At 41.8% G+C, this 24,454-nt stretch carries 18 protein-coding genes and 3 rRNA genes; 5 read left to right on the forward strand and 16 right to left on the reverse strand.

Features of this window, described 5'->3' with window-relative positions; translation table 11 throughout:
* Window positions 1–76: 76 nt before the first annotated feature.
* Entirely contained in the window at window positions 77–1,195 is a 1,119-nt protein-coding gene (locus tag MSVAZ_RS14085; RefSeq protein WP_048121969.1) for an AAA family ATPase, read from the reverse strand.
* Window positions 1,196–1,987: 792 nt separating this feature from the next.
* Here MSVAZ_RS14085 and MSVAZ_RS14090 point away from each other — a divergent pair.
* Window positions 1,988–2,176: a hypothetical protein gene (locus MSVAZ_RS14090; RefSeq protein ID WP_048107671.1), complete on the forward strand. Its 189-nt coding sequence runs from the start codon at window positions 1,988–1,990 to the stop codon at window positions 2,174–2,176.
* A gap of 458 nt (window positions 2,177–2,634) precedes the next feature.
* On the opposite strand, the gene rrf is transcribed toward MSVAZ_RS14090, so the two are convergent.
* The 3 genes from rrf to MSVAZ_RS14105 all read right to left on the reverse strand — a co-directional run bounded on the left by rrf (window position 2,635) and on the right by MSVAZ_RS14105 (window position 7,421).
* Window positions 2,635–2,756, reverse strand: a 5S ribosomal RNA gene (gene rrf / locus MSVAZ_RS14095).
* 71 nt (window positions 2,757–2,827) lie between these two features.
* Window positions 2,828–5,735: ribosomal RNA gene (locus tag MSVAZ_RS14100) — 23S ribosomal RNA — on the reverse strand.
* Window positions 5,736–5,943: 208 nt separating this feature from the next.
* A 16S ribosomal RNA gene (locus MSVAZ_RS14105) occupies window positions 5,944–7,421 on the reverse strand.
* The 16S, 23S and 5S rRNA genes sit together here, the layout of an rRNA operon.
* A 718-nt stretch (window positions 7,422–8,139) precedes the next feature.
* Between MSVAZ_RS14105 and eif1A the strand changes: the two genes are divergently transcribed.
* Genes eif1A through MSVAZ_RS14120 form a run of 3 tightly spaced genes read left to right on the forward strand, consistent with a single transcriptional unit; the run spans window position 8,140 to window position 9,809 of the window.
* Window positions 8,140–8,475, forward strand: a complete 336-nt coding sequence (gene eif1A / locus MSVAZ_RS14110) for a translation initiation factor eIF-1A (RefSeq protein ID WP_084626153.1) — start codon at window positions 8,140–8,142, stop codon at window positions 8,473–8,475.
* Between the two features lies 1 nt (window position 8,476).
* Window positions 8,477–9,259: a serine protein kinase RIO gene (locus tag MSVAZ_RS14115; protein ID WP_048121974.1), complete on the forward strand. Its 783-nt coding sequence runs from the start codon at window positions 8,477–8,479 to the stop codon at window positions 9,257–9,259.
* A gap of 1 nt (window position 9,260) precedes the next feature.
* Window positions 9,261–9,809: a KH domain-containing protein gene (locus MSVAZ_RS14120; RefSeq protein WP_048121976.1), complete on the forward strand. Its 549-nt coding sequence runs from the start codon at window positions 9,261–9,263 to the stop codon at window positions 9,807–9,809.
* Between the two features lie 290 nt (window positions 9,810–10,099).
* On the opposite strand, the gene MSVAZ_RS14125 is transcribed toward MSVAZ_RS14120, so the two are convergent.
* From MSVAZ_RS14125 to MSVAZ_RS14150, 6 genes are all read right to left on the reverse strand, one after another.
* Window positions 10,100–11,506, reverse strand: a complete 1,407-nt coding sequence (locus MSVAZ_RS14125; protein ID WP_048121978.1) for a dihydroorotase — start codon at window positions 11,504–11,506, stop codon at window positions 10,100–10,102.
* Between the two features lie 90 nt (window positions 11,507–11,596).
* The gene (gene phoU / locus MSVAZ_RS14130; protein WP_048121980.1) at window positions 11,597–12,247 is read right to left on the reverse strand and encodes a phosphate signaling complex protein PhoU; all 651 of its coding nucleotides are present in this window, start codon (window positions 12,245–12,247) and stop codon (window positions 11,597–11,599) included.
* Between the two features lie 5 nt (window positions 12,248–12,252).
* Window positions 12,253–13,029: a phosphate ABC transporter ATP-binding protein PstB gene (pstB, locus tag MSVAZ_RS14135; RefSeq protein ID WP_048121982.1), complete on the reverse strand. Its 777-nt coding sequence runs from the start codon at window positions 13,027–13,029 to the stop codon at window positions 12,253–12,255.
* Window positions 13,030–13,084: 55 nt separating this feature from the next.
* Window positions 13,085–13,942, reverse strand: coding sequence for a phosphate ABC transporter permease PstA (pstA, locus tag MSVAZ_RS14140; protein WP_048124104.1), 858 nt, complete (start codon window positions 13,940–13,942; stop codon window positions 13,085–13,087).
* 68 nt (window positions 13,943–14,010) lie between these two features.
* Window positions 14,011–14,901 (reverse strand): phosphate ABC transporter permease subunit PstC, encoded by an 891-nt coding sequence (pstC, locus tag MSVAZ_RS14145; protein WP_048121986.1) that lies wholly within the window; start codon window positions 14,899–14,901, stop codon window positions 14,011–14,013.
* A 56-nt stretch (window positions 14,902–14,957) separates the two neighbouring features.
* Complete coding sequence (locus MSVAZ_RS14150) at window positions 14,958–15,848, reverse strand: phosphate ABC transporter substrate-binding protein (RefSeq protein WP_048121988.1); 891 nt, start codon at window positions 15,846–15,848, stop codon at window positions 14,958–14,960.
* 174 nt (window positions 15,849–16,022) lie between these two features.
* Between MSVAZ_RS14150 and MSVAZ_RS20515 the strand changes: the two genes are divergently transcribed.
* Window positions 16,023–16,166: a hypothetical protein gene (locus MSVAZ_RS20515; RefSeq protein WP_156151105.1), complete on the forward strand. Its 144-nt coding sequence runs from the start codon at window positions 16,023–16,025 to the stop codon at window positions 16,164–16,166.
* 611 nt (window positions 16,167–16,777) lie between these two features.
* Here MSVAZ_RS20515 and MSVAZ_RS14160 read toward each other — a convergent pair.
* The 6 genes from MSVAZ_RS14160 to MSVAZ_RS14185 form a co-directional block, all read right to left on the reverse strand.
* The gene (locus tag MSVAZ_RS14160) at window positions 16,778–17,455 is read right to left on the reverse strand and encodes a pentapeptide repeat-containing protein (RefSeq protein WP_052727991.1); all 678 of its coding nucleotides are present in this window, start codon (window positions 17,453–17,455) and stop codon (window positions 16,778–16,780) included.
* 243 nt (window positions 17,456–17,698) lie between these two features.
* Complete coding sequence (locus MSVAZ_RS14165; protein WP_232316109.1) at window positions 17,699–19,228, reverse strand: PKD domain-containing protein; 1,530 nt, start codon at window positions 19,226–19,228, stop codon at window positions 17,699–17,701.
* 523 nt (window positions 19,229–19,751) lie between these two features.
* A complete protein-coding gene (locus MSVAZ_RS14170; RefSeq protein WP_052727993.1) occupies window positions 19,752–21,866 on the reverse strand; it encodes a PAS domain-containing protein in 2,115 nt (704 codons plus the stop codon).
* 197 nt (window positions 21,867–22,063) lie between these two features.
* Window positions 22,064–22,480, reverse strand: a complete 417-nt coding sequence (locus MSVAZ_RS14175; protein WP_232316102.1) for a transposase — start codon at window positions 22,478–22,480, stop codon at window positions 22,064–22,066.
* Window positions 22,481–22,509: 29 nt separating this feature from the next.
* On the reverse strand, window positions 22,510–22,869 hold the full coding sequence (locus tag MSVAZ_RS14180; RefSeq protein WP_048119490.1) for a transposase: 360 nt from the start codon (window positions 22,867–22,869) through the stop codon (window positions 22,510–22,512).
* A gap of 765 nt (window positions 22,870–23,634) precedes the next feature.
* A complete protein-coding gene (locus MSVAZ_RS14185) occupies window positions 23,635–24,381 on the reverse strand; it encodes a hypothetical protein (protein WP_231592257.1) in 747 nt (248 codons plus the stop codon).
* Window positions 24,382–24,454: the final 73 nt, after the last annotated feature.

Below are 24,454 nucleotides of genomic sequence, written 5' to 3' on the forward strand. Positions count from 1 at the left end.
TAGCAATCAAAAAGTCGGTACTTATTTTAAAGTACCTTAAAATTTCATAATTTAGCAGTAATGTACCTCCTTCGGATCAAACGTAAAGCTCAGAAGGGCCTTGAGGTGTGTCTTTCCTGCCAAGTTTTGCAAGCGCATTTTCAAGATCCTTGTTTGTTACTATTTCACGCTCTTCTATAATTGCCTGGTGAAGAGCAGTTTTTAAAACCTTTTCAACAAGGTCTCTGCCCGAAAGTCCATTTGCTTTCTTTGCAAGTGCCCGGAAGTTACAGTCCTCTACCTGCAATGGGAAGGTTTTTACATTTGACTCGAATATCATGATGACTTCTTCTTCTCCAGGAAGAACAAACTCAATTTCTTCTTCGAACCTGCTTCTTATAGCTGAGTCCAGGGAATAGATCCTGTTTGTAGAGCAGATAGTACATACTCCATCGCGTTCTACTATGCCATCCATTTCGGTCAGAAGAGCGTTTACAATTTCACTAACATCTCCTCTCAACTCCTGGAATTTTCGATCCAGGGCTATGGCATCGAGCTCGTCAATAAAGATTATACAGGGAGCCATCTCTTCTGCTCGGTCATAAAGCTGATGAATCTGGCGGGCTCCATCTCCCACATATTCCCCTATCAGCTGTGTAGCTTTAACAGGAATGATGGGGACATCGGTTTTGTTCGCAAGACCCTTTGCAAGCATGGTCTTTCCGGTGCCGGAAGGCCCGAAAAAGAGGATATTTCTTGGCGCCCATTTCCCAAAGCGTTCGGGCTCTTCAAGGAAACGTTCAATCAGCCTGCACTTTTGCTTTGCAAGTTCCTGCCCGATTATGTCTTCAAATTTAACGCTACTCTTTATTTCTGCCGAGGAGGGAAGCCCATTTTCTTCTTCAGTTACAATAATTGAGGTTGAAGTTCCTATTATGGATTCTGCAGGTTCCACATCTATGATACGGTAAGCAAAATCCGGGAACATCCGCCGATCAAAGAGATAATCTCCTTTACGAGCAACATATCCATTCCACTGTTCTCGGGCATAGAATTCAAAAACATCCCGATTTTCAATAACAGGATATTCGTCCATCATGCCGCTTAACGGATAACCTTCAGGCTTCAGAATCAGAAGCTCAGAGGTAGATCTCCCAAACTCGGTATTACTTTCATGAGTCTTTTTCGCGTTCACTCTTTGTGAGACTGGTCGCACTTTGTAATCAACTCGAATACTTTTCTATGCCTCTATAGTACTATAGTACTATAGTACTCAGAAGAGCTAATAAAATTAACCCCATAAACAAGGCAAAATATTCGACTGCGAAAGGCTCGCTCACTTTATGAAGATGAGAAAGGTCTTCTAAAAGCCCTGTCTTTAAGTTGCTCCTGGAGTAACTATCGGGTTAGGTTTCTTTTCAGGATTCAGGTAATTGTTATATATTCAGATATTCAATGTAACAATGTATAAATCCTGTAGAACCCCATATAAGTGTAAAATATTTATATGAGTAGCCAAATAGGTTATTTGTTGTTTGAAATATGTTTGAATTAATGGTTGTGTAATATAACATATAACAGGCTTTCTAAAGATTCTGATATTAGAATTTTGAGGTTGTGTTTCTATTATAGTACACATGAAGGTCTGATGTAAAAGACAAAGCTAATATATAAGGTAAATAATATAAAACTTATAATTATTGAATGAAACGGGCTCTTCGCTATTACGTATGGATAAGATGATTTTCAACTCAAGACCGCATCGGTTTTCATAAGAATATTATGAGAATATCCACACAAAACAACGAAGAGCCATGAAACGTATGTTCAAACTGTTTGAAAATCTATCAATAATGTTGAGTAAATTACCTGACTAATATATTTATGTATAGAATATTTAGAGATCAAGTATTAAATTAGCAGCAATAAATATTATGTCGGTAATACAGCAGACTAACGACTTAAAAATGTAGTGCCTAATTAAGGCCAGTTTCAGAGTATGATTTTTATGTTTACTATGGAGAACACGGAAGGTTTCGACCAGAAAACTCTTGATAAGATGAATGCTGAAGTCAAGAAAACTATGAGCAAGCACGATCCTAAATCGAAAGATTACAAAAAGTTATTCGAGCAGGTTGAAGACCAGATCTTCGACAAATATTGTTCTGAGGTATTTAGACCCTCTCTCAAACTTTAATAATTTACCTTTTTGGATTTAATTGCTAATTAAATCCAAAACGACAAATTCTTTTTTTTATTTTGCTTGATGAATCCATATTAATAAGTTGATATTTTTATAGTCTATAATTTAGTAATTTTTTAATAGCCATTTCTTTTTTGTAAGTTAAGATTTTATTCAGGCGTCTTTTTTGAGGATTACTAATGATTCTTCAGTCCCAACTTTTGAGACGTTAAGTTCTTTCATCAGATCTTCGTTTACCTTCTCACATTACCCCATTGTACAAAACACCCGGTTACCAACCATGAAAAAAGAGAAGGAAAAAGTAATGGAAAGAAGAGAAGGAAAAAGTACCAGAATATAAACAGAGAAAACAAAATAGAACTATCAACGTAAAATTGTCACTGGAAAAAGACATAAAATTAATCAAAAACCAATTAAAAACAGATCATGAAAAGTAAAGTATTATAAGGTGAGTATGGCAGCGATCCAGAGTTCCCGAAGGCTCGCACACTTCAGTACAGTAAGGAACGCGGGCAGGCTTATCTACTGTGTTCGGGATGGGTACAGGAGTTACACTGCCGCTATGGCCGCCAGACTCAACCTATAAGTGGGATTATGAAATGAAGTCATGTATAGTGCTGCATACTGGATTTCGCCTGGACTTGATTAGGAAAGGAACGGATGGTTAGTTAACGCGGACTGAACACCTCGTTGCCTTGGTGCTTACATCCCGTTTCTATCAAACCGGTCTTTTACCGGAATCCTTAATGAGGTCTCTTTTTAGGTTAGATTTCGAGCTTAGATGCATTCAGCTCTTATTCCGAAGCGCGTAGCTGCCCGGCGATGCCTTGTCAGACAAACGGTACACCAGTGGCGCCGCTGCTTGGTTCCTCTCGTACTAAAAGCAGCTTACCCGCAGACCTCGAACACCTCTAGTAGATAGTAACCGACCTGTCTCACGACGGTCTAAACCCAGCTCACGATCTCCTTTAATAGGCGAACAACCTCACCCTTGGCCGCTGCTGCACGGCCAGGATGGAAAGAACCGACATCGAGGTAGCAAGCTGCCGGGTCGATATGTACTCTTGCCGGCAACGACTCAATTATCCCCGGGGTAACTTTTCTGTCATTTTTGGCCCCCACCAAGGAGGCTCAAAAGTTCGCTAGAGCCGACTTTCGTCTCGTCATCCACTGCTATGCTGAATAACGTCAGGCTGACTTATGCTCTTGCACTCTTCAGTGAGTTTCCGACCCACTTGAGTCAACCATTGCGCGCCCTTGATATCTTTTCAAGGGCGTCCCGCCCCAGGCAAACTGCCCACCTATCGGGGTCCTCTTCGCAGAGTTAGGGTCGTAGTCCCAGAAGGGTAGTGTCCCAATTGCGGCTCCACGGATGCTGGCGCACCCGCTTCGATGCCTCCTACCTACACTGTACATCCAGAACCACAACCCAACGACAGGCTGCAGTAAAGCTCCACGGGGTCTTCACTTCCCCCTAGAGGTCTCTAGACTGTGCACTAGAATGTAAGCTTCACCGGATTCCAGTTAGGGACAGTAGGGCTCTCATTGATCCATTCATGCAAGTCGCCAATTAAGCGACAAGGTACTACGCTACCTTAAGAGGGTCATAGTTACCCCCGCTGTTTACAGGCCCTTCTTCCCGTTGAAACGGGGTTTCAGGTACCTGCACTGAGCAGGATTCAGAGATTGTACTAGCCCTTACGGGTTTGCAATCTCCTATGTTGGTATTAGACAGTTAGAGCCCCCTGGTCACTGCGACCTGCTGTCTTCACAGCAGGCACTCCTTATCCCGAAGTTACGGAGCTAATTTGCCGAATTCCCTTAACTGAAGTACTCCGACACGCCTTAGCCTTTTCAGCTAGGGGCACCAGTGTCAGATCTTGGTACGGACATTTAGCGGCCTTTTCACGGGTCCCTGGGTGCAGCCGACTTTAGCCATTACAGATTCGCCCGCTTCTCGCCATTACGGCTCTCCACGGGGTTCGCTGCTTAGACGGCGCGACGACGCCGCTCGGCCTGCCCTGAGACGTCAGACGGATTGCTAAATGGTACAGGAATATTAACCTGTTTCCCTTTCGGCGTACTCGAATTACGGTACGTCTTAGGACCGACTAACCCTCGGCTGACGATCATTGCCGAGGAAACCTGGCCCCTTCGGCGGCAGGGATTCTCACCCTGCTTTGCTGCTACTATTACCAGGATTTTCGTTTGCGAACGGTCCACAGGACTTTACAACCCTGCTTCAGCCCGAACGCAACGCCTTCCTACGAGATTACCTTGCGGTACTCCGTGGTATCGGTGGTCGACTTGAGCCCCGTCAATTTTCGGGGCCCCAAACCTCGACTGGTGAGCTGTTACGCACTCTTTGAAGGGTAGCTGCTTCTAAGCTAACCTTCCAGCTGTCTTGGGCTTGGGACGCCCTTTAGTATTAACACTTAGTCGACACTTGGGGACCTTAACCACGGGCTGGGTTGTCTCCCTTACGGACTACAAGCTTACCCCAGCAGTCCGGACTCCGACTTTCTACAATGACGGTGGGTTTGGAGTTTGACAGGCGGGCGAGGGGTTTCCCCCCCGGAACCGCTAATCAGTGCTCTACTCCACCGACGATCTCCAGTCAGGTCATGCTGCGACATGTTTTGGAAGGAACCAGCGGATGCCGGGTTAGATTAGCATTTCACTACGAGACGCAGGTCACACGAATGATTTGCAGATCAATACCGCTTGCGGTCCTCCACGTAGCTTTCGCCACGCTTCAACCTGCCCACGCCTAGATCACCCGGCTTCGGGTCTTACCCCAGTGACTCCACGCACTTGTATACGTCGTGCCTCGCTCGGAGAGCTGCGCACATGTTGCTTTCGCTTCGGCTGCCCAAATATAAGGTTAGCCATTGCCACTGAGATAAACTCCCTGGCCCGTTCTTCAAAACGTAAGATACGACACTGGCAGTGATATTCGTACAACATTCTCGCGAATGTTTCCTTCATATCAGAGTTCCTTTCATGCCATATCGTTCTATCACTATCAGGTTTCAGGCACTTTGCACCTCCCTTCTCGGGGTACTTTTCAGCGTTCGGTCACCCTACTATTTCGCTATCGGTCTCAAGTAGTATTTAGTTTTGGAGGTTGGTGCCCCCCAGATTCCCGCACGATATCCAACGCACGGTACTCAGGGACATGTTCCGGTCTTTTGGTTTACACATACGTGACTGTCACACTCTACGGTCTGCCGTTTCAGGCAAGTTCTGTTTAGCCGCCGGACGTTTGAACAGCCCTACAACACCACATTTCCCTGTGAAGGGATTCGGTTTGAACTGTGCCGTTTTCACTCGCCGTTACTCACGGTATCTCGGTTGATTTCTTTTCCTGCTCCTACTAAGATGTTTCAATTCGGAGCGTTCCCGATCATTACTGATCACTATGGAGAGGTCCCATTCGGAAATCCCGGGTTCATTGGCTCCTTGCACCTACCCCGGGCTTATCGCAGCTTGGCACGTCCTTCATCAGCTCTTGAGCCGAGCCATCCACCTGATAGCATAATTCCTGTGTATCCTAACCAGGTCCAGAAAGCGTCCAGTATACAGCACCTATACATGACTTCATGTACCTGCGTGTCAACGCAGGCAATCCGCCCTTCCCCGAAAATTTACTTTCCGGGTGCATTTGATGAGTTTGAGTTGATCATGAGATTATGATCGATGATTTTAATGGTGAGGATTTTGTTCGGTTTATCGGCATCTGGGCAGTGGGTTTTTTGCTTAGGAGGTGATCCAGCCGCAGATTCCCCTACGGCTACCTTGTTACGACTTAACCCCCCTTGCAAAGCACAGGTTCGAACACGACACAGAGTTCGTGCCCTCACCCATACCTCACTCGGGTGGTTTGACGGGCGGTGTGTGCAAGGAGCAGGGACGTATTCACCGCGCTATATTGAAACGCGATTACTACGGATTCCAGCTTCACGAGGGCGAGTTACAGCCCTCGATCCGAACTAAGGATGGGTTTGTGAGATTACCAGCCCTTTTCAGGGGAGGGGCCCATTGTCCCATTCATTGTAGCCCGCGTGTAGCCCGGGAAATTCGGGGCATACTGACCTACCGTAGCCCGCACCTTCCTCCGATTTAACACCGGCGGTCCCCACAGAGTACCCATCATCCCGGAGGACATGCTGGTAACAGTGGGCACGGGTCTCGCTCGTTGCCTGACTTAACAGGATGCTTCACAGTACGAACTGGCGACGGCCATGCACCTCCTCTCAGCGATTCAGGCAAGGTCTTCAGCCTGGCCTACATTTTGCTGTCGTCCCCGGTGAGTTGTCCGGCGTTGAGTCCAATTAAACCGCAGGCTCCACCCGTTGTTGTGCTCCCCCGCCAATTCCTTTAAGTTTCAGCCTTGCGGCCGTACTTCCCAGGTGGCTCGCTTCACGGCTTCCCTGCGGCACCAGACACGGTCGCGCCATGCCTGACACCTAGCGAGCATCGTTTACGGCTGGGACTACCCGGGTATCTAATCCGGTTCGTGCCCCCAGCTTTCGTCCCTCACCGTCGAACCCGTTCTGGTAAGACGCCTTCGCCACAGGTGGTCCCACAGGGATTACAAGATTTCACTCCTACCCCTGTAGTACCTCTTACCTCTCCCGGTTCCAAGTCTGGCAGTATCCCCCGAAAGCCTAACAGTTGAGCTGTCAGATTTCCCGGAGGACTGACCAAACCGGCTACGGACCCTTTAGACCCAATAATCACGATCACCACTCGGGCCGCCGGTGTTACCGCGGCGGCTGGCACCGGTCTTGCCCGGCCCTTGCTAACAGGTGTATTTTACACACCTGGACAGCCAGCATATGATGCTAGCACTCGGTGTCCCCTTATCACGGTTTCCCGCATTGTAAAGTTTTCGCGCCTGCTGCGCCCCGTAGGGCCTGGATTCATGTCTCAGAATCCATCTCCGGGCTCTTGCTCTCACAACCCGTACCCGTTGTAGGCTAGTAGGTACATTACACCCACTACTACCTGATAGGCCGCAGACCCATCCTTGGGCAGACGAATCCATTTTACGCATAAAGCATTCCAGCATATGTGCGTTATCCGGAATTATCCCCAGTTTCCCGGGGTTATGCCGGACCCAAGGGCAGGTTATCCACGTGTTACTGAGCAGTACGCCATGTTCACGAAGAACATATGACTCGCATGGCTTAGGCGAACACCGATAGCAGTAACCTCTGGCAGGATCAACCAGAATTGTTAATGTATCGCACACTTCAAAATAAAGGTCTTGGTCGCAGAAACTTGCACTAACAACTATCAATTCAGTTATTTCAGTTTCGCGATGATATGTTATGAAAACTCTCACCGCCCAGAATTAACCGAACCGACAAAATCCTCGTCAGTCAGGAAACAACTCCTGACTCCATTATAAATGAATCGTAATTGCTGCATTTATGATGCAGGAAATTATAGTTATGTGCTCATAGTATTTAAAGGTATCTATTTCCTTCCAAATTAAGAAGGAACCTTAACCAGATGGCTATGAGAAAAACCGCCCAGCACAAGAAATTCATGCTGAAACAGGGAACATATATACATCATTTTTAGTATATAAAGCTTTTTGTTCAGGAACATTTGTGAAAAACAAATTAAATAAATAATGAAAATCTGTTTTGTAAAATTCCTGATTTTCACTCTCAAATCACAAATTCAAGAGCAATCCACGCTTGTTTTGCGCGTGGAACATACAAAGGAATATCCGATATATATACCTGTCGCCTGTTCAACTACTTAGAAAAAAATAAAAATAAGAGAAGAGAAAAAGAGAATAGAAAAGCGCAGCATTAAAATATTAGCAGAAAGTTGAAAGCTGCAAGACAAATAACCTTAAAACTCGAAAAAACGATATATAAGGGATTTAAATGTATAAAAATAAAAAATATAACTATAATATAAACTACACATAATGAGGTATCAAACTGGCAGACTTAAAGAAACCTACATCTAAAGCCAAGCCCGCAACTGAAGAAACCGTTACAAGAGTACGCACACCGCGCATGGAGAATAACGAAATCCTGGCAACCGTTGAGAGTCTACTGGGTGCAAACCGGCTGAGACTCCGTTGCATGGATGGGGTCGTTCGTATGGGGAGGATTCCAGGTTCAATGAAGAAAAAAACCTGGATAAGAGAAGGAGACGTCGTTATTGTCGTGCCCTGGGAGTTCCAGAACGAAAAGGCAGATGTGATCTGGAAGTATACAAGGCCGCAGGTAGACTGGCTTGAGAGAAAAGGGTACCTGAAAGGATAATATGGGAATGGATCAGGAAAAGAAGATAAGGCGCATAGATAGCGCTAAAGATAAATCCAGGGCCAGGGAGAAGGACTCCGACCGGCTGAAAGTAGAAGAAAACGTATTCGATGTACCCACCCTTAAAATTCTTTATACCCTTTCCAACAAGGGCGTAATAAAAGCAATGGGGGGATCTATCAGTACTGGAAAGGAAGCAAACGTATTCTATGCCGAAGGCCCAGATAAAGAGCTGGCTATAAAAATATACAGGATTGCAAGCAGCACCTTCAGGGCCATGGATGCCTACATTATGAAGGACCCTCGCTTCACAAACATCCGAAATAAAAAGCGAGACATTATTTTTGCATGGACACGCAAGGAACTTCAGAACCTGAAACGTGCGAAAAGTGCAGGAGTACGAGTTCCGGAGCCCATACTTGCCGAAAAGAATATTCTTATAATGGAATTTATGGGGGAAAAAGAGGCACCTTACCCGCTCCTCAAAAACACGCATCTTGAAAACGAGGAAGCAAAGAGTATTTTTGATATCATCGTTGAATACATGCGTCTTCTATATAAAAAAGCAAATCTTGTACATGCCGATCTAAGTGAATACAATATCCTGATCGACCCGAATAACCTGACTCCCATATTTATCGATATGGGGCAATCCGTAACCCTGGAGCATCCTAATGCCCGGGAGTTCCTTTACAGGGACGTGCAAAATATACTCAGGTTCTTCAGCCGCTATGGGATAAAGGACAAACCTGAAGATCTATTTAAAAAAATACAGGCGGAATAACATGACCCAGTATGTCAAAATCCCCAAAGAAAGAGTCGGAGTAATAATAGGCCCGAAAGGAGAAACAAAAAAGTTTATCGAGGACAAAACTGCGTGCCAGCTTGAAATCGATAGCGAAAGCGGAAAGATAGACATTACCTGTGAAGAAGATCCACTAAAAGAGTTCAGGGTTCTCGAAACTATAAAAGCGATAGGAAGAGGATTCAGTCCAGAAAAAGCTCTTGAACTTCTGGATGATGAGATGCTTATGCTTGAGATCATGGATCTTTCCGACGTTGCTACAACTCCAAAAGAACTTCAGCGGATAAAGGGCCGGATAATAGGAAGAAACGGAAGAACCAGAGAACTTGCAGAAACCCTGATAAACGTTAAGATCTCAGTCTACGGAAAAACCGTATCCATACTTGGGCACCCTGAGCAGAACACTATAATTCGGACAGCTATAAGGATGCTGCTCGACGGAGCTACCCACGGTGCAGTCTACAAATTCCTGGAAAAAAAGCATCAGGAACTGTTGCAGTCACAGTTAGACTCGGTTGACTTTTTTTAAAAGAATAATATGAAATCTGCAGGACCTTAGAATAGTATATAAATATTTCAAGGTCCCTATAATATTATTTTAACTTTTCTGGAAAACTGATTTGCAGTTTTCCGCTTTTGCTGAACCTTCTCAGCTAAAGCTTCTCACTCGAAGTTTCTCACTTAAAATATCTCACCTAAAATTTAGCATGAAAGTACTGCCATCTGCAAGCACTTTCTTTGATTGTGCATGTTATTCGAAGAATATCATGTGCGTTTTTCATGTAAAGTATCTCACCAGGCTTTTTCAAAATCTGTTTCTTAGTCCTGAGTTTCACCAGTTTCTTCCAGGTCTTCTTCGTCCTCTTCGGATCGTTCTCCTCTGCCTTCGAGGAAGTTACCCCGCCCAGGTTTTGCATTAATTGACTCCTCAATCCAGATAACTTCACCCCTGGAGAGAGTATACTCAGGGAAAACTCCTTCCATACCTTCAAAGGGAGTCCAGCCCGCTTTACTGTGAAGGAATTCGGCCTTTATAGGACGAAGCTCGCGGGGATTTACAATAATCAGATCTGCATCAAAACCTACCTCAAGCCGTCCTTTGGATTTGCGGTCCAGCCCAAAGGCTTTTGCCGGATTCCAGCTTGTAAGCATGATCATCCGTGAAAGCGGCAGGATGTTTTTTCTTACTGCAGCAAGCATAAGAGGCATAAGGGTCTCAACTCCGGGAACTCCCGAAGGAGCAACTCGTATATCGACATCTTTTTCAGATTCCAGATGCGGGGCATGATCCGAAGCCACCATGTCAATAGTGCCATCGTTAATCCCATTTACGAGAGCTTTAATACTGTTGCTTCCCCGGAGAGGAGGATTCATTTTTCCAAAAGACCTGAGCCTTTCCCAGTCTCGTGTAGAAAGGAAAAGGTGATGAGGAGTAACCTCACAGGTGAAAAGGGGTTCTTTATTTTCCCTCCTTGCAAGGTATTTTTCCTTTCGTATAATACCTGTAGCTTCAAGCGTGCTCATGTGACAAAGATGAGCCCTTACTTTTAGTTTGGAAACAAGCTCCAGGGCTTTTTGAACAGCAATCGCCTCACAAGCATTAGGGCGTACCCTTGAATGGTACTCATAAGAAATGTCTCCTTTTAATAGCCCTTCCAGCTCAAGGCGCATTTTCTCGTCTTCAGCATGGATAGTTGCAAGCGCCCCAAGACGTTTAATTTCAGCAAGTGATTCTTCAAGGGTTTCTTCATTAATATTTAGCCCGCCTGTAGACTCGGCCATAAAGATTTCCCCAAAAGCCGTGATCCCCAGTTTCCATAGTTCTTCTAATTTCTCAATATTGCCTGTTACCCCACCATTGATTCCAAAATCAACGATAGACTTTCCTCTGGCAAGTTTAAGTTTCTGTTCGAACGCCCGCCGGTCTGTTGTGGGAGGCACAGTATTAGGCTGATCAATAACAGTTGTAACTCCCCCAGCCGCTGCCGCACACGAACCTGTATACCAGTTTTCCTTTGAGGTCATGCCAGGTTCCCTGAAGTGGACATGAACGTCAATCCCGGCAGGTAAAGTAAGAGCGTCGCCTGCATCTATTATCATATCCGAGCTTGAGACCCTGAGATCTTTTCCTATCCTGGTAACTTTGCCGTCTTCAATAATGATCTCGGCAGACTGAAGCGAATTATTGTGATAAATCCTTGTATTTTTGATAAGAATATCAGGCATGGGCGTCTATATGCTTATAAACGTACTTAAAACCTGACATCAGATAGAACAGGAAATGGTTAGTTAAAAAAGAAAAAGAAAAAAGCCTGTTCAGTTCAGTTTGACTCTCTCAGCCGTAGCAAGATAAACTACACTTTCACAGATATTGCAGCAGTGGTCTGCAATTCTTTCAAGATAACGGATCAGGAAAAGTAAATTTGTGGCTCTCGAAATGATACTTGTATCTTTTGCCATCATTTCGAGCAGCTCAACCCAGACTGCGTAAAAGAGTTTATCGACCTCTTCGTCCCTTCTTGCTGCTGCTCTTGCAAGTTCGACATCCTGAGTCTCAAAAGCCTTGAGAGAATTTTCAAGCATGAATGCGGCAATATCTGCCATTTTTTTTGTATCTATGAGTGGTTTTACATGTTCGCCCTCTATTCTTCCCGGAATTTTGGCGATATTTATTGATAACCCCACAATTCTCCTCAGATCTGCCGTGATCTTCAGAGTAGATACTACAAGCCGGAGATCACTGGCCATCGGCTGCTGAAGTGCAAGCAGATCAAAAACCGAGACCTCGATACCTTCCTCAAGTTTATCCACTTCAGGCTCAAGGGCAAGTGTCTTTTCAGCAAGCTTGACATCGAGATTTATAACTGAAGTCATCGAGTCCCGGAAAATTAGTTCTACCGTTTCTCCAAGAGAAAGTACAGACTCCTTAAGCAGATCCAACTGCTTCACATATTGTTCTCGAGTCATTTAAATCACCCAAACCTGCCTGTAATATAATCCTCAGTACTCTTTTCCCCTGGATTTTGAAAAATCTGCCTGGTCTGGCCAAACTCAATCAATTTTCCCATTAGGAAAAATCCGGTATAATCTGAGATCCTCGCTGCCTGCTGCATATTATGAGTTACTATTACTATAGTATAATATTTTTTAAGATTCATGATAAGGTCTTCAATCCTTAAGGTGGAAATAGGATCAAGAGCGCTTGTGGGTTCATCAAAAAGAATTGTCTTTGGCTTTACTGCTAGGGTTCTGGCAATGCAAAGTCTTTGTTGTTGCCCTCCGCTTAGAGAGAGAGCAGGAGACTTAATCCTGTCTGAAATTTCATCCCAGATCGCAGCCGAACGAAGGGCCTGTTCAACAATGCCGTCAAGATCTTTTCTGTTTGCACCGTGAATACGCGGCCCATACGCAACATTATCATAAATCGACATAGGAAAGGGGTTGGGTTTCTGGAAAACCATGCCCACATCTTTTCTAAGCTCAACAACATCCACATCTGGTCCGTAGATATCCTTGCCTTCTATCGTAACTTTACCTTCGATTCTGCAGTTATTAATAAGATCATTCATCCTGTTTAAGCAACGAATAAAGGTGGACTTGCCACAGCCTGAAGGGCCTATAAGGGCAGTTACACTGTTTTTAGGGATCTGCATGGAGACGTTAATAAGCGCCTGCTTCTCCCCGTACCACAGATTAAGGTTTTCTATTTTTATCTGAGGTTGAGATACGTTTTGAATACCTTCAGTCATTTAGGAACCTCATTATCATATAAATCCTGATAGATTACTAGTAACAAAACTCTAGTTAAATTTTCAATTTGTTTTTGTAGTGCCTGCGAATCAGAACAGCTATAAGATTCAAACACAGGACGAGAAGTAACAGAACCAGAGCTGTCCCATATTGAATAGGCCTGGTTTTTGCAATATTTGTCCCTGCCGTTGCAAGCACGAAAAGGTGGTAAGGGAGCGCCATAAACTGCGAATAGATCGAATCGGGCAGCCTGGGCAAGAAGTAAGCCACACCAGTAAAAAGAATTGGAGCCGTTTCCCCTGCAACCCTTCCGATACTCAGGATAGAACCTGTAATGATTCCAGGAATAGCAGCCGGCAGTACCGCATGTCTGATTGTCTGCCATTTACTGACCCCAAGTGCAAGGGATGATTCCCGGTATTCCTTAGGAACCGCAATCAATGCCTCTTCAGTGGAACGGATAATCACTGGAATGATCAGGAGTGAAAGTGTAAGGGAAGACGAAAGTAGGGAAGGACCAAAACCAAAATATTTAACAAATAGTGCCAGTCCGAAAAGCCCAAAGACCACAGAAGGAGTTCCTGCAAGGTTGTTGATTGCCATTTCAATTAACCAGGTTGTGCGGGTTTCTCCTGCATACTCATTAAGGTATATAGCAGCCATAACTCCCACGGGAAGGGCCACGCTCATGGAGCCTATGATGAGGTATAAGGTACCTACAATTGCTGGATAGATTCCGCCTTGAGTCATCATAAGTCTGGGCATTTCAGTAAGGAACTCAATGTTGATTGCACTATACCCATTGTAAATAATATAACCAAGAATGACTAGCACAAACCCCATTACTGTCAATGCTGAGAGGCCAAGCAGCGCAAAGGCGATTTTTTCACTGTTCTTTGCGTTTAATCTCATACTTAGTCCTCCTTGAATCCTGGCCACTTTACTATCGGTTTCTTTTACTTCTGCGTTTAGCTCCATGCTCAATCCACCTTGAATCTGTACCTTTTTTTGATTGAATCCGCAATCAGGTTAATCAGGAAAGTTATGATGAAAAGTACAGACCCGACCGCAAAGAGAGCATGGAAATGTGTACTTCCCTGAGGGACCTCTCCCATTTCAAGCGCAACTGTGGCAGTCATTGTCCTTACCGAAGCAAAAAAGCCTCCTGAAAAAGAAGGAATAACCGCAGTATTTCCAGTAACCATCATAAGGGTCATAGTCTCCCCTATAGCTCTTCCTATGCCCAGCATTACCGCCGCTGAGATTCCCGATAGTGCCGCAGGAACTATGACTTTATATATTGTCTGCCATTTTGTAGCTCCAAGAGCTAGAGAACCCTGTTCGAGAGTACTGGGAACAGAACTTATGGCATCCTCTGAAATAGTGATAATCGTAGGAAGTGCCATGATTCCCAGCATAATAGAACCTGTAAGAGCAGTTTGGCCAGTTGGCAGGTTAAAGCTCTTCTGTATAAGTGGAACCAGTACAACAAGTCCAAAGAATCCAAATACAACAGAAGGAATTCCTGCAAGAATTTCAATAAATGGCTTCAGGAAATCTGCAACCTTTGGATTAGCAATTTCAGAAATATATATAGCAGTAGCAATTCCCAGAGGCACAGCAAAAAGAATAGCTCCGACAGTAACAATGAGAGATCCGAAAAATAGAGGTAATAACCCAAACTGCATGTTTATAGACGTTGGATACCAGAACTTTCCTGTAAGAAAATCCATAAGAGACGTATCTTTAAAAAGAAGTAAACCGTCTCTAAATAAAAAAAGGCATATAAGGAAGATAATTACAACCGTAAGGACACTGACTGAAAACAGTATCCATTCGATTGTTTTTTCCTTATAATTTCTGCTTAGCATTTTACCCCTTAGATAAGTATATAATTTATTTTAGAAGTCGTTTTTTAGAAGTTGTTTTACTTCTTTAGTGGAATATACCCGACAGTGCTCACAATGCTCTGCCCATTCTCGCTCAACACAAAATCGGTGAATTCCTTTGTTAAGCCCGAGGGTTCCCCATTGGTGTAGAAGTAGAGAGACCTTGAAAGAGGATATGAGCCATTAAGTATAGCTTCGGCAGTTGGAGCTACAGATCCATTACCTTTGTCCAGGCTTAATGCCTTTACACTGCTGTCAAGGTATGCAAAACCAATATAGCCTATCGCATTGGTATTCTGAGATACCTCAGTAACTATGCCTCCAGTAGCAGGCTGAGTAAGAGCATCAGGTCGGTATTCATCGCCTTGCAAAACGTCTTTCTGGAAGTCTTTATAGGTTCCGGAACTGCTGTCTCGTGAAATTACAGCAATTTGCGCATCTGCTCCGCCAACGTCTTTCCAGTTGCTAATGCTTCCGTTATAGATACCACGTAGCTGGTCAAAGGTAAGGTTAGAAACAGAATTAGAAGGGTTTACAATTACAGTAATACCGTCATAAGCAATAGTAGTTTTAACAGGATTGATTCCTTTTGCTTCAGCAGATTTAATTTCGTCATCAGTCATTTCTCTGGATGCCGAAGCAATATTTACTTCACCATCAATGAGCGCAGCAATCCCTACACCGGACCCGCCTCCAGTTACTGTTACGCTTTTTCCAGAGTTTTCAGCCATGAATTCTTCAGATTCAGCCTGTGCAAGAGGCAAAACCGTATCCGAACCCTTCAAGAAAATGCTTCCAGATTCCGCACCAGTAACGTTTTCTGCAGAAGATCCTTCGTTATTTTTAGTTCCGGTACACCCAATTCCCAGGAACACAAGCCCGATGATCAATAGCAAAAGAATTGTATACTTTTTTAACTTATTTGCCATGTGTACAGATACTCCATTATTAAATAATTTAAATTTACATTTGTCTAAGTTGTTTTCAGCATAATGCACAATAAATGAAAAATATATAAAGATTCGCCTGGTAGAATATAGAGAAGTACATATAAATAAAAAATATGAAAGAAAGTAGTATAGTATATACAATCTATATAAAGTATGGAGAAACAGAGAGAAGAGAGGGTAGACAAAGAGAAAAATATCATTAAGAAAAATCAGTATAAGAGACCAATCGCAGGCAAAAAATTGATTGAAGCCCGGAAACTGCCTTTCCACAGATTTCCATTCAAATCTTCAACTTAATTCTCTTTTTGAGCATTGACCAATATAAGATAATATAAACAGAGGACAAGCACCATCGTCAAATCGTTGGCTATGTCAATTCACCTCCTGGGTCGCAGTGACCAATTTCTTAGACTTTATGGCAACCAACCAGAGCAACAGAAAATCCAGTATTAATTGGAATCTTTCCTAAAAATATACCTGTGCAAACTCAGAAGTTATCAAAAAAGTTGCTGAATCGAAGAGCTATCCGGAGACTGGAAAAAAAAGACGGGAAAAAAAGACAGGAAAAAAGAGACTGGAAAAAAGAGACAGGAAAAAAAAGACGGGAAAAAAAAGACGGGAAAAAAAGACGGGAAAAAAAGACGGGAAAAAAAAGACGGGAAAAAAAAGACGGGAAAAAAAGACGGGAAAAAAAGACAGGGAAAAAAGATAGGAAAAAAACAGTGATATTTCATTGTTTACAACACAATATAACACTAAAAAGAACATCAATAGCTTAGAATTAGATAGAAAATACAGATGAAAATACAGACTCTTACTAGCTAGAATTAGTAGAAACCTTTAAAAAAACTCAGTCCAAAGAAAAATACGGAAATTTAAATATGGAGAAATTTAGACAGAATGTCTGATCATTCTTCAGGCCCTTTAAACAGGGCAGGATATTTTTCTCTTAATGGAATCAGGATCTCCTCGTCTAATTTTGCGTTATAAAGTGTTTTTACTTTAGAAGCTTGCTCAATGGATAAATCATGAACTCCAGTAAGGTTAGCCCCTTCAAGGTTAGCTTTCTCAAGATCAGCTCTCATAAGATGAGCTTTGTGAAGGTCTGCTCCATAGAGGTTAGCGCCTCTAAGGTTGGCTTCTTGAAGGTTTGCCTCTTGAAGGCCAGCTCCATACAGGTCAGCCTCTTCAAGGATAGCTCCCTGTAGATTAGCTCCCTCAAGATTAGCCACTTGCAAGTTAGCCTTTTTAAGGTTAGCTCCTTTAAGATTAGCCAGATGAAGGTTAGCCAGTTGAAGATTAGCTCTTTCAAGGTTAGCCTGTTCAAGATTAGTTTTTACAAGGCTGGCTCCCTGTAGATTAGCTTCTTGAAGATTAGCCCCTTGAAGATTAGCTCCCTTACCTTCAAGAAGGTGAGTATCTGAAAGGTTGGACCCTCGAAGATCTGCTTTTTTAAGGTTAGCCCCTCGAAGGTCAGCCCCTTCAAGGTTAGTTTTTACAAGGTCAGCTTCTTGAAAGTCCGCTCCTTGAAGTTTAGCTCCTATAAGATTAGCTCCCCTAAGGTGTGTTCTCCCCGGTATACCCATGAAAGTAAATCTGCTCTAAATTAAAATAAACATTGCTATTCTGGAGAAATATTTGAGAAATATTTTATACTTCTCAAAGTATGGTCCGTAATTTTTTACTCAGAAACTTGTATGTTCACAGTTACACACGGTTCGTGTATACCTGAAGTTACACATGGTTACTGTATTCCTAAACAGAGTAACTTAAGAACCCTCCACTCCTTTTTAGATTTGCCCTCTTTTACTGTTTCTTATTTAAGCTGCTCATTTTTTGGCTACTACGATATATCCAGATATTGTTTTAGTGTTACTTCCTTTTGCATTCTTTACCGTCAAACTGACAGTATATTTTCCGGCTTTACTGTAGGTATGTGAAGGGTTCTGGGATGTTGAATACGTTTTATCTCCAAAGCTCCATTTCCATGAAGTTGGACTATTGCTACTTTTATCAGTAAACTGCACCTTAAGTGGGGCTTTTCCGGAGGTCGGTTTTGCAGAAAAAGCAGCAACCGGAGCTTTCAGCGCGTTTACAACAATATAGTTCTTTATTGTTTTCGTACTGCTTCCTGCAGCATTCTTTACTGTTAAGCTGACAGTGTATTTTCCTGCTTTACTATATGTGTGTACAGGATTTTTAACTGTTGAAGTTTTTCCGTCTCCAAAAGTCCATTTCCATGAAGTTGGACTATTGCTACTTTTATCAGTAAACTGAACCTTCAGTGGGACTTTTCCAGACGTAGGTTTCGCAGAGAATACAGCAACAGGTCGTTTTGGTTGTGATACTTCAATAGTAGCCATGTAAATGTCGCTGTTTTCACTATATCCCTCCCCATATTGCCATACTATCTTGTTACCGTAAATAGCAGGCTGGTATGCTGATCCTTTGGCGCTAATTTTCATTTTCTGGTTAGTGGAAATATCGTACATGTAGATGCCATGATTTTCCCAACCATCATCATCACCACCATCATCCTCCCACACTATCCTATTTTCATAGATAGCAGGAGATCTCTGCCAATCTGGACTGCTAGTTATCTGAGTTTCCTTTTTAGTAGAAAGATCATACATATAGATATCAGCGTTTCCGCTACGTTCATCTGCCCATACTATTCTGTTACCATATATCGCAGGTTTTCCCGCCGATCCACTGGTGGTTATCCGAGTTTCCTTTTTAGTGGAAAGATCATACATGTAAATGTCAGGGGCGGAGTTTTCATTGCGATAGGCATAATATACTATCCTGTTACCGTAGATATCAGGAGAGTATGCATCGGTGGTGATGACAGATTCCTCTTTAGTAGAAAGATCATACACAGAAACACCCGAATCCTCATCGTAAAGATCTTGCCACACAATTTTGTCACTGTAGATTACAGGTGCGACCTCAGCCACCATTCCTTCAAAATTGGGGGGAATCTGAGTTTCCTTTTTTGTAGAGAGATCGTACATATGTATATCGGATAAGTCCCAATAGGGAAGCATGTGGCTATCGTCTTCCCACACGATCTTATTCCCGTAGATTGCAGGAAAACGCTGACTTGATTCGTTTGTAGATATATGAGTTTCCTTTTTAGTGGAGATATCATACATGTAGATACTCCAATTTCCATTGCGCCCATCTTCCCACACTATCCTGTTATTGTAGATCTTAGGATATTGTGCATGCCTACTGGTGGTTATTCGGGTTTCAGTGATCATGGGTGAAACGCTTTTCTCAGTAGTTACCGACTCTGTAGACAATGTGTAATTATCTTTTATGGTGGAGTTTCCGGTATCATTTTCAGTAGCTGCCAATGCTATAGATGAAACTAAAAGCAAGATTAAAGCTATTGAAACTAAACTTATCTTAAACATAGTCTTCTTTTTATTCATTATTTCCCATCTCTATTTTTTAAACTCAGAAATTTAATTTCATTAATCAAGTTTTGTATATTATAATTAAAGTTTTTCTTTTAATTCATATATGTATAAATTTAAATTTATAGTTATAAGAAAAGTTGGCTTCGTCGACCAGAAAAATTAGGAGGCAAAGAAACCAAAACAAGTTTATCTGTAATGGAAAATACTTGAGGACAGAAATGTTATAAAAATTAAAAGTGGCTCGCCGAATTTCAATAAAGAGATTCACGAAAAATTACTAAAAAGTGACTGGAGAGAGTTGAAGGAGCCTAAAAGTCTGATGGGCCAGGTAGTTTTATAGATACTGTTTATTATCATTAATCTTTTAATTGGACAGTTGATGATGAGAATACCAACCCTACAAGCAAAAAGTTGCTGGCTATTAAATAACTGTCTTCGTTAAGTGGAAAGTGTGGCTTCATATCCCGATATTGTTAAACCATATAGTGAATTGCGTACCTTTACCACTTTTAATTTCTAAACAACCGTCTATTTGCTCAACAAGAATGTGTACTAGCTGGAGCCCAAGGGAATTTGAACCCTTAGTGTCTATCTCTTCTGGAATTCCTTTTCCATTATCCGATATTTCTAATATGTAACTGAAGCTATCTTTGCAACCTTCATCTAGACCGGACATCTCACTCTGGGCAATAGAAGTTTCATTTCTGCGAAGATTTACCTGGATTTCTCCTTTCCTTCCTGCAGGGAAAGCATGTTTAAAAGAATTTGTAACCAGCTCATTTACAATAATTCCAAGAGGGATCGCAGTATCCATGCCAAGATATATCTGATCAAGGTTCAACTTCAACCTGATACTTTTATTTCCGAGATTATATGAATTAAAAAGGTCTTCAGTTAATTTATTTAAATAAGCTGCAAAGTCAAGGGTATCGATATTATCGCCTTTATACAGCTCTTCGTGAATAAGAGCCATTGAAGCTACACGATCCTGACTTTCTCTAAAAGCCTCAACAACTTCCTGAGTTTTACAAATTTTACGGTTAAAGAATGTTTCTGATTGAAGGTCGAGCAAGGATGAAATTACCTGCAGATTATTCTTAATCCTGTGATGAATTTCCTTTATGCGGATTTGTTCTACCTTTGCAAGAGCCTCTTCTGCCTTTTTATGCTCTGTTATATCTTGAGTTGTCCCTCTGACCCTCACAGGACTGTTTTTCTCATCGAAAACAACTTCAGATTTCGCATGAACTATGCGTTCTTCTCCATTTGCTAGAATTATCCTGAAATTAATATCAGCAGGCTTTCCGTTTAATGCATCTTTAGCGGCATTATCCATACAATCTTGATCATCCGGATGCACGTAACTTAAGAAGATATCGTAATTTACTTTTAGTTCTTGTGGATTAAGTCCAAAAATACGGTACATTTCGTCAGACCAACGAAATTCATTGCTTTCAAAGTCCATTTCCCAGTTTCCAAGGTGAGCTATTTCTTGAGCTTCCGCAAGACTTTTTTCACTCTTTTTCAAAGAATCATAAGCATGTTGAAGTTCTACTGTACGTTCTTTAACAAGTTTATCCAAATTGTCGAGCGTGTCTTTCAGTTTTGCTTCCACTTTTTTGCGCTCTGTGATGTCACTGGCGGTACCAAACCATTCAACAATTTCGCCATTCGTATCCAGCATAGGAACCGCACGCGAAAAAATCCATCCTAAACTGCCGTCTGCTAGACGGACCCTGTGTTCCAGTTCGTAAGTGCTCTTTGTCAGGATAGCTTCATTGATAACGGCCATCACATTCATCTGATCTTCCGGAGGAACATATTCCTGAAGCCAGTTACGATTTGGGCTTTCCGTATTGACAAGAAACCCTCGGCCATAGAGATAACGCATCTCGCTCCAGTCCGGGCTCACCCGGTATACCATTTCTGAGCTGGCCGTTACCAGAGTACGAAACCGCTCTTCACTTACACTCAGTGCTTTCTCAACCTGCTCGCATTCCTTATTATTTTTATGACAGGAGCATCCTATCTGCTCCCATTTGCCTTCTTTTTTAGTCAAAGCAAACTGGTGATTTGCAATAATGTCCAGAATTTCAAATGCATTGTACCTGTCAATTGGATAGGTGCAAAGAGCTATCATTTGGTACTTGCCTACTACAGAATCCAGTAATTTTTCGTGACCCGAAAAATTGTTTCCACTATACCTCAAACCATCGTATCCACTGGCGAGAGCCTTACCAGTTTTTTCAGTCAAGCAGTTTAATACTGTTTGTGGATCTAAAAAATCCGTTTCTACATGCCAGTAAGTATAGGGAACAATTTCGACTTGCCCATTCTTTAAATAAACGTCAATATTGGGAATGGCCACTTTCAAAGCTTTTTTTGCGCATTCTTCATTTACAGGTTTCGATATGACCCATAAGCAATACTCATTATCTTCAAGTCCTGCTTTGAAATAGGGGACAAGTATGTCCATTAAATCTTCTTTTGTCCTGTAGAACTGACAAAAATGTACTCCCCACGGTACATTCCCAATAATATCAATACCAGAAATTCTGCTGCTGTTACTCATATTATTCTTTGATAATCGGGTGTAAAGTCAAAAGTTTCTCTCAACATTATTGCTTTATTTAGTGTATTTACCTGGCTCAAAAATGCTCGAAATTCTTTTTGCAGGAATAATTTCTATGATTCTATTAGTAATATAAAGATTTATTTATATAAACGTAATCTTATAATTAATTGCCTGTCTTTATTTATATAAAGAGCCTATCCCAAAAGCTCATTTACTCTAATTATTGCTGCTACCATTACAACTCCTAAATATGATGTCTCTTTAATTTCATATCTTGGAAATACTTTCTTGCATGACTCTATCCAGCTAAAGAACCTTTCTACTATGCTTTTCTTTTTGTATTCTTCTTGATCTACTTTTATTGGTCTTCCTCTCTTCTTTTTCTTCCTATTTCTTTTATTTACTGGTATATTGGACTTTATTCCTCTTCTCCTGTTATATTTTCTAATTTTAGCTGTATCATACATTGCATCAGCTGTTACTTTGGAAGGCCTGTTAACAGGCCTTCCTACAGGTCTCTTTATATTGAAATTTTTAAGTGTAGGTATATAAAGTGTAGAATCATTCTTATTTGCAGGAACAATAATAATCGAGAGAGGTAAACCTTGCAAATCTACTAAAACGCTTATTTTTATTCCTTTTATTTTTTTGTGGCCATCGTAGCCGATATCCCCCCTTTTTTAGCCGGAACATCCTTTGTATCAGTAAAGCAGTGAGAAAGATCTATTTTATTCAAATCGTAACCTTTGTTTAAAAGTTCATTGAAAATCTTCTGATATATGCCATGTTCACACAGATATAGATGGAATCTATGTACTGTTGACTTAGATCCATATTTCCTGGGAACGTCTTTCCACGTACAACCTGTCATAACAACGTACAAAATACCGTTCATTAACTTCCTCAGATTTGCACGTGGCCTTCCTGTAGGCGGTTTCTGTGGAGGAAGATAAGGTTCCATGGATTCCCATAGAACATCATCGATTTCACGAAATGACATAAAGGTAAATTTATAATTTCAACATAATATTGCTTTTGGGATAGGCTCAAATAATAACTTCGTCAGGCATATTTCGTTATCAAGGTAACCTGACTGAAGGAATAATCTGCCAAGAAGTCCGCAGGAACCTTAGGCTTACACAAAAATTATCACATTTTGTAATTGTCTGTTATTAAAAACAAACATGATATTCTTTGAATAACATGCACAACCAATGAAAATGCTTGCAGATGGCAGCATTTTCATGTTAATATAAAAAAGGCTTAGAAGTTATCACAAAACTTTCAGCGATGGAGGGGTTCAGCCATTACGTTTTTCAATAGACTTTCTTAAATATTACTCAGATATTTGGCTGAACCTTATCACGGAGGTATAATTTAGTATTCAACAATACTGCAAAATTTAGGTGTAATTTTCTGGGATTTATCATTGGTTATTTAAGATGGTATTCGAGATATTTTATATCATCTCCTTGATTTTTTGGGATTTATTGTAGGTTGTTTTGAAAGAGGAATGGTAGAGATGCTTCATATCGTCTCCTTTATTTTTTTGGGATCTATTGTAAGTTGCTTTGAAAGAGGAGTGGTAGAGATGCTTCATATCATCTGATGCTTCATATCATCTCCTTTTTAATTTTCGGTCTCCTATTTTTATCAATTTCATCTCACTTTTTAATCAGTCTGTCAACTATGTCTAAGTTTAAGCTTCAATACTGTTCTCAGCACTGTTTTCAAGCATCCATTCGGGGTTCATTGGGAAGTTGCCTTAGTGATGCATCGGGCTTCCAGCTCCCATTCCGGGCATTCCCTGAGCAGAAGATATGATTTCCTGAAGGTCTTCGAGGGACTCTGCTCCGCTGATATCTTCCATTAGGCCATTGAGTTCTGTGATCCTGCTGCTAAGGCCCTCACTCATATTCTCATCAGTTGTGTTCCCGCTCTCACTTGCCATCTCTTCAAGGTGTTCGATTTCCATTTTGAGTGAGTCAGTAGCCTGAGTTTGCAAATAGGTGAATACAACGTTTTGCAGTTCTTCTGCACTGGAAGCTGAACTTATTTCGCTGGATAGATTTTCAAGATCAGTTACCTGTTCGCTGAGCATCGCAGTCATATTTTCATCAGTCGTATTATCCAGCTGACCGTTAAGTGTTTCAGTCATATTTCCAAGGACATTAACCATTTCAGCCTGAACCTCAGTGTAATTATCATCAGTTACGTTCTCAACCTCGGCGAAGTCAAATAATCCGGGCATTCCACCAGGTCCCATATTCATTCCATTAGGCATACCCGCAAATTTCTGATTTGATAAGACTTCCTGAAGGTCAGATGCACTGGAAGCTTCGCTTACATTAGTATAGAAGCTCTGAAGTTCAGAAATTTGTTCACTAATGGAATCAAGCATTTCCGCCTGGACAACAGTAAAATTTTCATCAGTTATGTTCTCTCCAGGAGTAAATGCAGATTTGTTTTCTGAAGCAAAAGCTCCTACAGGAAGGATGCATAATACTATCATTACCGCTGTAAAACGGTAAATTGAGTTTAACACTTTTGTTTTTACTTTCATAGTATACTTCCGTTATTGACTT

The organism is Methanosarcina vacuolata Z-761 (assembly GCF_000969905.1).
In the GTDB taxonomy this organism is placed as follows: domain Archaea; phylum Halobacteriota; class Methanosarcinia; order Methanosarcinales; family Methanosarcinaceae; genus Methanosarcina; species Methanosarcina vacuolata.